Source organism: Pseudoalteromonas sp. BZA4, assembly GCF_040104395.1.
Taxonomy (GTDB): Bacteria; Pseudomonadota; Gammaproteobacteria; order Enterobacterales; family Alteromonadaceae; genus Pseudoalteromonas.
Genome location: NZ_JBECOT010000087.1, coordinates 1 through 12,450, shown reverse-complemented (window position 1 = coordinate 12,450; position 12,450 = coordinate 1). Strand labels below are relative to the sequence as shown.

The window sequence follows — 12,450 nt, the reverse complement described above, 5'->3', positions numbered from 1 at the left end:
AATCAAAACACACCGCCAAGTGAAAGAGCCGTAAAAACTTCACGCGCTTTAAGTCAGAAAAAAGACTAGTTACCTCTTGCTTGACTCGCCCTTGAAAGGGTGAGATTGCGCAAGCCTAATGTTCAATTCAAAAAACTTCTAAAATCTTCGCTTTTCATTAAATTCCTCACTATTCTGAAGGCGCATTGATACCAGAGCTAATTACGCAACAGTCATTAAAACGCCACAGTAAATATAAGTAGTCTTCAAGACCTGGGATGGTTCTACCACCTGCCGCTGTAGACCATTTATGTTCAGACTCTCCCAATGGGTGACAGCACTTACCATTTGGGGAGTTTCTATCAGCTTCTGCTACGGGATGAAGCATCGAAAGCTTATACTGGGATTTGGGGATCATTGGCCAAAACTCGGGTTTACACATTGCATCCTCTCCGATTGTTTTTCTAGCCAACCCCTTTCGGTGCAAACTCGCAAGTACACGTTGTGTCAAAAGAGAAGTTACACGCGGCCCAGACTCACCATGATAAACATTTCCAGTAAATGGATAGAGACTTCCGTCGCAGCCAGCACAACCATATGTAGATTCTTGAACATCTCCTGCTGTAATTGCGGCACAATCCGCAGTACACCACGCTTTTGCAATTGGATTTGCAAAAATAAATGCTTCTGGGGATAGTAAAATTGAGAGCAAATCATTGTTCCAAGTTGGATCAATCTCGCTAAGGTACATCAAATCAAAATCTGTATATTCACCACCACATTTAGGCAAATACAAAATTTCCAACATCGCAAATAATGGGTATGAATAGTAATGGTATTGGTACGTTGCCAAGTCTGCACCACCGGAACTTTTAACATCCACTCCAGTCGACAATGAAAATAGATCATCCTGAAGCCTAACTCCCCCTAATGCGGGTGCACACCATGGAACTCTCACATGTTCGACTAATCTAGACGGCTGCCAAAACCCCAGTTGATAGCCAAACTCCGGGATTCCAAGAGCATCATTACAAGCACAAATCGATTGGTCAGGTGCAGCCCCGTTTGGTTTTGGACCAACTCCCATCAATCGCACTGGTAAGAAGCACGACCAACAAACTTCATTTATTATATTGCTAAATACATTCGCGTTATTGCATGCGTTACCTTCGGCTTTTGTTTGCGTTGAAAATAAAGCTGCTAAGAAAATAAGGAAAATCAATGTAAAGCGCATTACAATTGAACCACTTTTGACTCTAACCAATTAAATGCGATTAGAAAGTAATGCCAAGCGGTATCCCAGATTTGCTTTGCTACAGTGGGGTACTCGTAACTTAAATAGACCCCACCCAAAACGCCTAAGCCAACTAAAATTAATTTCATTTTTCACTCCAATCGAATTGACGTACCAGTAAATAGCCATTGCTTTGTGTTTCGATTTTGCTTGGTGTAGCTTCCACTTTAAATTTCTCAATAACTTGTTTAGGCAAAATGAAAACTGGTGCCCCAAACTCATTTCGAAACTTACTAAGGTCATCCCACCCTTTGTCTTTATCCATATGGGTTAGATGAATCTGAAACTGTCCTGATATCAATTTTAATTCTTCCTTAACCCAATCAACCTGTGACTTCACATAGGGATCAATTACAAAAATGTTTAAATGCATAGGGTATTGTTTTAAAGGGTTTGTTATGTCGCCAGCTCGGGCCAATATTTCTCCACGGCCATTTTTGATATCTTGAGTTACGCGAACAGTCGTATCTATTAGCCACTGCTTAGATTCATCTGACGTGGGGAGAGGGTAAGTTTTATATTTCTTCCAGAACCTTTCTTTTGCTAAACGTTGCTTCTCAGCCCAATCAATCTTACCTGCTGCAGCTTTCATTTGCTCTATGATGTCAGGTTCGTCAATATTGAATAATTGGCCTAATGGCTCTAACTTGAAATCGCCTTGTTTTTGGTCAAATTGCTCTTTTGCATATTGCGCATTCAATGTGCCCGGAGCAATAAGATGCTTATTACCATTTCTTATGACGATAGTTGGTACACCGGTTACATTAAACTCTTTAAATCTTAGTGGGTTTATTCCTACATTTGGCTCTACTTTTGATATGGCACTTAATTTCTGAATAAGCTTCATCGTCGATGATATGTGTGTAGCCCCTTTTTCTAGCCCTCTAAATAAAATTGTTAAGTTATGCTCTTTGGCCACTTGGAAGGCATCAATAAGTGCTCTTCTGGGCATTGAGAAACTTACGAAAATAGCGCCATCTGTACCTTCTAATAAATCAATCTTATTTTGTTGTTGTGGAAGTGCTCTCTTCATTGTTTCACTGGAAATAACAACAGCCTGATCTGCAATTGACTTGGCTAAAGCTATATCGTTTTCTTGAATTGTTGGCTTATCTATATCTTTTAACCACCCATTTTCTTTGGCTTTCTCGACAGCCTTATTCGCAGCGTCTTGAAAACTAGAAACATCATATTTGTTTTTTTGATTGGCACTTACGGAGACTGAGAACGCACACAGCAAAAGTATCGACTTAAAAAATTGCATATGCTTTCCCCAAAATATCCTCTTCATTTATTGGCCCCCAAAACCTGCTGTCATAGCTATAAATAGTCTCACCAACCATAAAGAATTCATTTTCATTCAAGGTAATTTGTCGCTCATACTCTTTTGGGTTTAACTGTAAGAAATTAATGGCATGCGTCATTCCAGCAATTTTGGATTCGACTCGATTTACAAGCATTTCATTTGGCGAGAACTTGATTTCATCGCCAGGAACTCCAGCTGCAATTTTTATGAAGTTCAACCCTTTATCAAAATTTTTATCTTCCTTGTTAAATTTGAATGCAACTAAATCTCCCCTTTTAATATCCTTATCACGATTGTCGACTATGAACATGTGAGCATACAAACATTGCTCTTGAAATGTAGGAAAAGAAAATGTGAAGCGAGCAAAAAATAATTCCGCTAACCAATATAAGCCAAGTAGTGTAAGGCATACTATGACTGTGCTTTTCAACTTTATGCTATTCATAGCTAATTGTTTTTGTGAGAACGTAAATAAATTCTACAGTGAGATTTTTGAGTAATTCTGAGATTTTCTTTCGTATTGAATTTTTTTTGGCGATTAAGAAAGTATTTGTGGTACATTAACGACATACTAAAGTCTCCTCCAAAGAACTCTAGTATAAAAAAGGTAGCCTTTGGTTGAGGCTACCTTTTTTGTAACTTATACATTTTCTGTCTTAAATGTGCTTATTTAATTAAAGTTTTTAATATCTCATCAATTTCAGAGAATTGAACAATACCATCAAGTATAGGGTTCCTAGGTCGTGGAAACTAATTCTAAATTTCTGTGTCCCAAAAGTCGAAAGATCTATATGGTCAAGTCAAATCTCTTTCGCTAGTTACTCTATACCCGCAGAGTAGTTTTTGAGGTAACCAGCGATATCTCTCACCGCATTGCCTTGAAGTTCAGCCTTTGCTTTAGCACCTTACTTTATGCGTATTTCAATCATTTGTTAATTGTAACTGCTTCTACAGCCATTGTTAATTGATTATCAGCAAACGCAGGCTTAAAACGGAAACCTATGCGATACAAGCAAGTCATTAGCTTATCAATGCTGAACTTTTCAATTCGCCCATTAACTAAATCGCTCACGCGAGGTTGCGTTAGCCCTAATTGAGCTGCAGCGTCGGCCTGTGACCAATTTTTGGCATTGATAATGTCACGAATGACAATCATCAGATCTGATCGTGTCTGTAATTCAGAGGCTTCTGCTTTATCTTCGGTGATTGCATCAAAGATATTTGAGTATTCAAGAGTCATCTTAAAAACCTTATTGATTAACTTATAAGCACTATATATCAGCAATGATATATATACAAGTGTTGATATATTTTCATTTAATTTCTTTTTGCATTAGCTTGTACCGCTTCTTTGCAGTGTCCATAGCCTGTTTATCGACTTCGTTAGTCGTCTTGGTAAACGAATGCAAGATGAACACTGTATCTGCAAACTTAGCAACGTAAATCGTTCGATATGCTGGCCTGCCGTTCTCTATTAGCTCAACTGCACCAATGCCTACACTTTCCTTTAAGTGCTTAAACTTGCTAAATGGCTCTTTGTTTTGACAAATAGCGTTTAAATCATTTGCAAAGCGCTTTTGAATTTTATCGGGCAACGCTAGAAACTCTTTTTTTGATTGATTGTTTATAAACTTAAATTTTTTCAACTTCCTAATGCCCTGTCATTTTTATTCTTGAATATACGCTATTAATGGCGTCTGATAATTGCAGTAGATTACCGTTGTATTTATCTGTCACAACTTGTCTCGATGCATAACCAAACAGATCCGCTACAACACCATGATCAACATTTTTGGCCAAATGGATTACTAACGAGCCGCTCAATAATTTTCAACCTTTCAGCAACATTTGAGCCCAATTAAAAGTTGTTCATTTTTTATGAATATGGCAGTAAAAATAGCTGCCATATTCACATATCATTTAATGAATTGTCTGAGTGATATCTATGAATTCAAAACTATCGTCATAACATCTACCTACAACATAATTTGTGCCTTTTAGCTTATCCTTGCTTAATTGGATAATATTATGAGAATGCGTTAGTAACTCACCATTTAACTGCCATGTAGTCGCAGCAATTCGACCATCCGAGTCATTACAGTTGAGATGTAATTCAAACACTTGATCTGTTTCATGCATATTAATACTTCCGGTTGGTTTCTGATTTGGTATCACGTTCACTTCAAATGACTGCGAACCAGTCTGACCAAACTCAGTTTCAACATCGACGCGGATAGAATGATTGCCAACTGATAAATCTCCAATACTTTCTCTATAACGCTTGCTTTCCATGACAAGCTCGCCATCCAAGTACCATTTATACACTGCAACTCTATCATCTGGGTGTGAAAGCCATACACGAGATCTAAGTGATACATCTAGTGGATATCTCAGGTATTCATTACTGAATGTACGCACAATCTCAATTTCTAATGGTGTTGGAGGTAAAACTTCTACAATTTGGCTTACTTCTTTACTTTGTCCCCTGCTGTTTGTAACCCTAAACATGAGATTTTTCATTCCTTCTTGGGAAAACTGCAGAGTAAACTTGCCGTCATCTTGATTTAACACTTTAACTCCGGGTGTTTTTAGTAGCTCATATGCATACTCGACGCCAGGAGCAAAATGACGCTCTAAGCCTACCCATGCAATATGTTTAGAAGGCATATAATTTACTGTAGCTGGCATGTTTAGTTCAATTTCAGGAAACTCGTATGTCCAGCTTTTCACACGAACTCTAGTCTCGTTGATTGTCTCTTGCTTTGACCCCTCTACCCAAGCTTGGTAGGTCAGAATAAAGTTTCTTCCTTCAAGAAGATTTTCACTAAATGTCAGGTCAAATTCACTATCATTTATTACTTTCCCATCCGGTAACACCCATTGGTTTTGAGTCCTACCATTAATAGACTCAGTTCTTGTGAAAGAGCTTCCTTTAATGTGGTGTGTAGAGCCAACTTCGACTAGATCAGGGATATCTAAATCAAAATAGAATCGTGGCGCTCTTAAGAAGTAATATCGAGCCCTAGCTTCGACAAAAGCTTCATCACCTAAACTACTGTCACTTGCTATTCCGTTGTATTTCATTCGGGCATTGATATCTCTTCCTGTAAAGTCATCTTTATAGAATGAGATTTTTGCTGGACCTGAGAACCAAGACTTACGATTATCAGTTGACCACTCGATAACACTATCCCCATTTTGAACGAGGTTATCTCCGTCATACAAAACGAACTTTGCAGCTTCATTAAATAGAACTTCATTAGTTTGTTGAATTAATAGTTCAGGTTTTTCATAAGCAACAACTTTTAGAGTACCGCTAGTTGACCATTCACCTGTAAACTTATTTTCAACTTTAACTCTCAAGTATTCAATTTCTTCGTTTTCATATCGCTTACGCCAACGTAAAGTGTCTTTATGTTCTGTAGACTCCCTCCAATCGGAACCGTTACTTGAAACTTCCCACACCACTCGGCCAAGTGAGCCAACATCTGCTCGGTCTTCCGGTGAATAAATTGCTGAAGCTCTCAATGGTATCCGGCCCTTAATTAAGCCATCCCTTAGCTCACCTTCAATTTCAGTGCCTTTGTACACAATAAAGTATGCACGAGCAGACTGAATATAGTACTCATAATCAGGTATAGGTGTTTTTGCTTTTGCTACTGCAACATAAATTCCACTTTCTTCGCCAATAACTTCCATTGGCATTTTTATGAAGGCTTCTCCTTTCGCATCTATTGTGACAGTTTCTGTTAATGGTTCAGGTATATTTCTTCTGTCATACTTACCTATGTAAACTTCCCATTCACCCATTGAGCTTTTGTCATAAACCCATCCATCGATTCGATTGTAATTCCCAAGGTTGATTTTAGCTGTTACTTCATCGGTAGATAGGATCTGATCATCTTGAAAATCTAGATTAACGCCAAGTGTGCTATCAGGAACGACTAAAGCTTTAATGCTTTGGGATGCATTTATTTCTGGCATTCTATGGTACTTAACGTTGTAATCGATAGGGAATACTTCCCATAGATTGCGTTCAACTTCAAAAGGCATATCGAACCTACCAGATGTTCTAAATATTTCACCTGTTCTTGTAGAAGGGTTTTTCGGAAATGTTTGGCTAACCCCTTTGGTGTCGAATGTCATATCTAATGAACCAGGGCTCGATACAGTACCCATTCTGACAATTTCACCACCCGAGTATTCAACTGGATAAAATCCGTTTATAAGTTCTCGCCTTGAGCTAGCTTCAACTGAAATCCCTGTTGGTTCCTGAGAAGAAATCAGTGTCTTTTCATTAGGTATGATCAGTGTTTCACCAAACTCATTAATTATTTCGATATCGCTTTCAATTTCTACAAGCGCTTTGTCTAAATAACCAACAGCCGATGGTGTTCTACCTCGCAATGATATTTCAAAGCCTTCTGGTAAATTAACCCAATTGAATATGCAACTTTTAACACCTTTGCGCGCATATTTAACCGCGAGGTCTCTTTCACTATAGAACCGGCACTCTTCGCCGCTCACTTGTTTAGAATCTAAATAAACCAATTCAATTAGTCTGAACGGTAGATAGTCGTTTTCACGATGCTTTATATCAAACGACATAGGAGCAAAGACAACATTTAGATCATAATTAAATTTATCACCTGAAGAGTTTTTAACTACAACACTAATTTCTGCATTATCTTTAGGTGATAACTGTTGAGTTAAGCCATTAATAGTGACGATACCGTCACCAACAGAATTTAAACTTAATGGCACACCGTTTGATTGTACACTCTCAATAGTGACACCATTTACGTAGCCATTAAACCCTGCTACTAACAGTTCACTATCAAAGTAGAACTCATCATCTTCCTCCATGCTTTGGCTGTTTCTGAAAATAGAAATTGATGGCTGCTTACGAGATAAGAATGCAGCGTTTTTAAATTCTTTTTTATCTGATTTTGAATATAAGTACTTTGAAGTAACCGTAATATCGTAGTGTCCATCTGGTACACTCTGCACATCAGCTGTATAAATAAACTTGTTATTAATAAGTTCAGGCCCGGTTAGATTTTTTACTATTACAGTTTCACCTTCAGTAATATTATCGTTTTTAAAAAGAGTAGTACCGTCAAATTCAAGTTCCTTAAGGACTTCGTGCGAACCACTAACTTTAAACTCAAGTTCAATCGATTTAGGAAGCCACCATGTACCTGATATAGCTGGAGACGGTTTATCAAATACAACTCTCGCTGTTTCGTTCTCAACATCTATAGAAGCGCCTAACAAGCCAAAGCTCAATGGCAAACCACTAGCCCTTGCATTAACTTTTACTTGCTCTACCCGAGAGTATGCATATTCCCAACTAACAACGGCCTGTGAGTTTATTTCTTTATCAGTAAAGTACTTATTAATTGAATTTACCTTAAACTGGTGAGAAACAATGCCATCCTCATAGCCAATGTAATTTTTATTTCCAAGGAAATATGGAGTGATATTTATTGTGCAGGATGTACTTCCAGCATTTATTAAACAATTCCCCAAATTATCGACAATCACCTGTTGTGAATAATTAACTGGCTTTGTAGTGATTGAAATGGCTTTAACCTGAGCGTTTGGATCGTGATTGACGTCGCTATTATTGTCGATCCATTTATTCCCTACATAAATAGAATATTTTGTTAATTCAGGCGCAATTGGGGCCTCGACGTTAAAAGATGTAGTTCCAGATTTGATTAGTGTTTTCTCTTTCTCCGCGCCAAAATAGGCAAACACTTTATACCCAACAGGCACAACTCCGCTCATTCTCAATCGACCTTTCAGAGAAAAGTTATCTCTATCAAGCTCATCCATACCAACCCATTCAAAATAACACTTTCCAGATACATTATTATTGGTACCAATTGCAACCGCTTCATTAGTCACAATGTCACAGAAACCTGAAAACTTAGTTTGGACTGCTTCAAAACTAGACTCTTTTACGTGAGATACTAATCGACCACCTAAATTGTTAATCTTAAACTCGATTTCATCTTGAACTTTATTTAGTGTGATTGTTCTGGAATATAAATGTCCCAGAGTATCCTTGACCGTAACTTTTATTGTATTTAAGCCATTTTTGAAAATAACAGTGTCAGGTATTGTGGCAACACCAATTTTTGGCTTGTTAAAAGCAACGTTAGAAGAATTAACTTGAATCGATACCAGGTCAACGTCATCTGTAAATGAATTGAAAGTTGAAATTACCAGCTCTTGATTGTATGCAAAGTTACTGCTGTTATTTTGCTTAACACCTGATTTGAAAATATCAATTTTTGGGGCCGTTTTGTTAATTCTTAACCCATTAAAATTTTGGTTGGAAGGGATGCCACTTGAATTTGTGAAAGCCACAGAAGCACCATAATAACCATCTTCAATTTGCGTCATATCGAAGGTGTAAACATATGCACCATTTACACTTTCTCTCTTAGTGCTCGTAATAGTCTTATTTGCTGTAACTAGTGAGCCATCTTTTGTATATAGAACATTCCCGCTATAGGTGATGCCACTTGAAATAGTTGGCTGACTGTTTCGGCTGAATTTTACATTTAACTCAGATGGGGCCCACCAATCGCCAACAATCTCGCTTGAAGGCTTATTTAAAACGAGTTTAGCTGTGTTATTCGAAACTTGAATTGATTTGCTATTAACGTTTATTGTCTTTGTTGTCGCATAACTAGCAGGCATAGAATTAACCTCAAAAAGGTCAATTTTTGTTGGTTGGTAATTCCAAGGAACAGTTAAAGCATGTTTGGTGTTACTAACTCCCCAATAACTATGACTCGAATCAACTGACACTTGATAGCTTAAAGAGCCCACTTTATTTGAAATAGCATCACCAAGCTTTATTTCTGAAAATGAAATATCGCATGAAGTAGCGCCACTTTCTACTGTACAGCTACCAAGCGATGGTATAGATACCTTCTGACTGTAATCCCTTGCGTCAACATTAACTCTAACTGCAGAAAACTTATTTGCGGGGTTGTAATTGGTATGACTACCTACGCTCTTCCATGAGTTCCCAAGCTTAACTGAGTATCCTTGGACAGTCGGCTTAACTGGAGCTGCAAAATTAAAAATAAAGTTTTTTGTATCAACTAACTTTTTAGCTTTTGCTGACCCTGAATAATAATAAATTGAGTAGCCAATACTATTCGGACCTGAATTGGAAGCAACGCCTTCAACTTTAAATCCATCAATTAAATAACCGGCTGTGTTATTCCATTCAAATAAGCAATATCCAGCGCTTAAGGTTCCCCCTTGTAATGCTGTATTGTTATCTGTAGTGACAGTACAGTAATCGTCTAAAACAGTTTGGCGAGCCTCAAGCTTGAAGTTTTTTACATTTGAAATAAGTGTGCCTGATTTGTTCTCGATGACAAATTCTGGTTTGTAGATATTCATCGTTCCTTTGATAGTTGTGATAGCAATAGCGCTAAATGAAAACACCAAAGTAGTTAAAGCCGCTGCCTTTAAATAACTCATTATTAGACCTTGTTGGAATTACTCAAAGTTAACTTACCAACTTAGCCAAACAATAAAGCCTGAAAAAAAATTGAATTAGAAGAAAAATTCATGTCAACTAAATTAAACCTATCGAAATTTACTAGAAAACTCATTGTCCAACGCGAAATGGCGTCGATGGGATAAATCGGAACAGTTAGTCATGTTCTTAATATATATCTAATTTTATCAGCAGAAGCGTTTCGAACAGATAGCCAATGAAAATGATATTTTGTGTTCGAAGATTTAAACGTAGAGGGGATACAAAAGTTTAATGGTAGCATGATTGCTGATAACATCATGGGGCTAATTACTCAGTTTTCGCAATACAAAGCCAATCTAGAAGGTTAGCTCTATCGTGGAATAGGTCTCTTTAAAAATCCACTGGAATTTGTGAAAATTGCGGCCAACATCATGTGTTAACATAGAATGAAAGACTTTTCACTTGTGTAGCTTGCGGAACGCATCAAAACCGAGATCTATCGTCGGCTAAAAGCATAGCCAATCCTGGTAAGTTTGACTGAATTGCGGCTGGAATCGTCGCCAGGGTTAATCCCATATATCAGCATAAATCAGCTATCAAAACGAAAGTCTTCGAGTTATCGAAGTTTGCTGGGGAAGCTGAGACAAAAGAAGCAGCCTAGCTCCCAAAAGTTAGACTGCAGAAGCACATTGTTCGACGCGAAGCGGCGCCGATGGGTAGTTCACAATTTAGTTAACTTGACGATTTTAGCTTTAATCCGATTGAAATAATTTTTTTATTTTCAACGCCTTTCACTATAAGGCAAATAAAGTCTAATTTAACTTGATCACCCACTACAGGTTTTCCATGAAATTGATTCAAAATATATTGCTCTAAACTAAGATCCTTATCGAAAGAACTCGCATCAACTCCATAAGCATTTGCTAAATCAATCAATTTTGCTTCAGGGTTTAAATCAAACTCACCAAAAAAGTCATCGTACCCAAGGTTATTTGATAAAATAACAGGACCAAAAAACTTACCTATTTCAATTCGCTCAGTATTTGAGGCCAATATAATCACTTGATCCTTACAAACTAATGCATGCTGTTCATAATCATTTAAAAGGCTACCATTGCGTACTACACCTACAACCTGGTCCCCTTTCATTGAGAAAATTGAGTCTACTGTTACGCCTTCTGCCTTACACCCTTCTAGCACGGTATAAATAAAGAGCTCCTTTTCCTTTTCATCCCTTATCGATAAATGTAAATATTCAGGTTCCTTTGCTGCAGGAGGTAAATCTACTTGAAGAAATTTAGCCAACGGTGAAATCGTCCAACCTTGAACAAGCAGTGAAATCAAAACTACAAAAAAAACCAATTCAAAGTAAGTCTGAGTATGTTCTAGTCCTGCTAAGGAAGGAAATAAGGCTAAAATTATAGGGACAGCGCCTCTTAAACCACACCATCCAATAAACACCTGTTCTCTCCATGGGAAGTGAAATGGTATTAAAGATAAAAAAACCGCTAAAGGCCTTGCAATGAAAATAAGTACGAAAGCAATAGCCAAAGCTGGGATAATGATTGGTATTAAATTAGTTGGCGTAATTAATAATCCTAACATTAAAAACATTCCAATCTGACTTAACCAAGCAATACCATCATGAAACTTATTAATGTCGTCACTATATGATAGCGATGTATTTCCTACTATTGCACCAATGATAAAAATTGCTAGAAAACCACTCCCACCTAAAAGAGTCGTGAATCCAAACAAGCTCAACCCACCAGCAAATGCTAATAAAGGATATAATGATGAAGGTAATGATAAATATCGCAACAAATTAGCTAGCAGTTTTCCTCCAGCAAACCCGATTATCAAGCCAAGTCCCATTTGACGGACAAGTTCTATGATGAACAGCCATCCCTCAATTTTACTACTGTTTATTTGTAGAATTTGAACAAGAGTAATAGTAAGAAATATTGCCATTGGATCATTTGAACCAGATTCAATTTCCAGCGTAGCGCTTGTACGTTCTTTCAACTCAAACCCAGCATTTCTAATTAACCCAAAAACGGCAGCCGCATCAGTTGAGGCAACAATCGCTCCAATTAAAAGACCTTCTTGCCATGGTAGCTTGAGAATTAAGTGAGCAGCCCATCCCGTAATTGCAGCTGTTATAATGACACCAAATGTTGCTAAAGAAAGTGCCGGTTTTAAGCTGACATTAAATGTAGTTTTACGAGTACCCCCGAATTCAGATAATAAGTGCACCACTCATGGTTAAACGGTGAGAAGAGATCAACTGCCTGTTGGTGGTACTCTATCGTCGCCAAACAAACAGAAGCATTTACCATGAGTTACAAGCAGTTGATC

General features: G+C 37.6%; 9 protein-coding genes. All 9 read right to left on the bottom strand.

Features of this window, described 5'->3' with window-relative positions; genetic code table 11:
- Positions 1–169 precede the first annotated feature (169 nt).
- The 9 genes from ABMY41_RS20275 to ABMY41_RS20235 all read right to left on the bottom strand — a co-directional run bounded on the left by ABMY41_RS20275 (position 170) and on the right by ABMY41_RS20235 (position 12,348).
- Positions 170–1,213: a TraU family protein gene (locus ABMY41_RS20275; RefSeq protein WP_175083506.1), complete on the bottom strand. Its 1,044-nt coding sequence runs from the start codon at positions 1,211–1,213 to the stop codon at positions 170–172.
- Entirely contained in the window at positions 1,213–1,362 is a 150-nt protein-coding gene (locus ABMY41_RS20270) for a hypothetical protein (RefSeq protein WP_235374288.1), read from the bottom strand. The genes ABMY41_RS20275 and ABMY41_RS20270 overlap by 1 nt, the downstream gene beginning before the upstream one ends.
- A complete protein-coding gene (locus tag ABMY41_RS20265; protein ID WP_235374289.1) occupies positions 1,359–2,537 on the bottom strand; it encodes a TrbC family F-type conjugative pilus assembly protein in 1,179 nt (392 codons plus the stop codon). Before ABMY41_RS20265 ends, ABMY41_RS20270 begins: the two co-directional genes overlap by 4 nt.
- Positions 2,524–3,009: a signal peptidase I gene (gene lepB / locus ABMY41_RS20260; RefSeq protein WP_167330980.1), complete on the bottom strand. Its 486-nt coding sequence runs from the start codon at positions 3,007–3,009 to the stop codon at positions 2,524–2,526. Before lepB ends, ABMY41_RS20265 begins: the two co-directional genes overlap by 14 nt.
- Positions 3,010–3,504: 495 nt before the next feature.
- Positions 3,505–3,819 (bottom strand): helix-turn-helix transcriptional regulator, encoded by a 315-nt coding sequence (locus ABMY41_RS20255; RefSeq protein WP_235374290.1) that lies wholly within the window; start codon positions 3,817–3,819, stop codon positions 3,505–3,507.
- Positions 3,820–3,892: 73 nt separating this feature from the next.
- Entirely contained in the window at positions 3,893–4,225 is a 333-nt protein-coding gene (locus tag ABMY41_RS20250) for a type II toxin-antitoxin system RelE/ParE family toxin (RefSeq protein WP_036973792.1), read from the bottom strand.
- A gap of 4 nt (positions 4,226–4,229) precedes the next feature.
- A complete protein-coding gene (locus ABMY41_RS20245; RefSeq protein ID WP_349276066.1) occupies positions 4,230–4,403 on the bottom strand; it encodes a hypothetical protein in 174 nt (57 codons plus the stop codon).
- A gap of 96 nt (positions 4,404–4,499) precedes the next feature.
- Positions 4,500–10,091 (bottom strand): hypothetical protein, encoded by a 5,592-nt coding sequence (locus tag ABMY41_RS20240; protein WP_235374291.1) that lies wholly within the window; start codon positions 10,089–10,091, stop codon positions 4,500–4,502.
- Between the two features lie 733 nt (positions 10,092–10,824).
- Positions 10,825–12,348: a potassium/proton antiporter gene (locus ABMY41_RS20235; RefSeq protein WP_235378298.1), complete on the bottom strand. Its 1,524-nt coding sequence runs from the start codon at positions 12,346–12,348 to the stop codon at positions 10,825–10,827.
- Positions 12,349–12,450: the final 102 nt, after the last annotated feature.

Bases quoted from the DNA above. Each gene is read 5' to 3' on its own strand.
- ABMY41_RS20275 (WP_175083506.1), bottom strand. From the start codon at position 1,213: ATGCGCTTTACATTGATTTTCCTTATTTTCTTAGCAGCTTTATTTTCA.
- ABMY41_RS20270 (WP_235374288.1), bottom strand. From the start codon at position 1,362: ATGAAATTAATTTTAGTTGGCTTAGGCGTTTTGGGTGGGGTCTATTTA.
- ABMY41_RS20265 (WP_235374289.1), bottom strand. From the start codon at position 2,537: ATGCAATTTTTTAAGTCGATACTTTTGCTGTGTGCGTTCTCAGTCTCC.
- ABMY41_RS20255 (WP_235374290.1), bottom strand. From the start codon at position 3,819: ATGACTCTTGAATACTCAAATATCTTTGATGCAATCACCGAAGATAAA.
- ABMY41_RS20240 (WP_235374291.1), bottom strand. From the start codon at position 10,091: ATGAGTTATTTAAAGGCAGCGGCTTTAACTACTTTGGTGTTTTCATTT.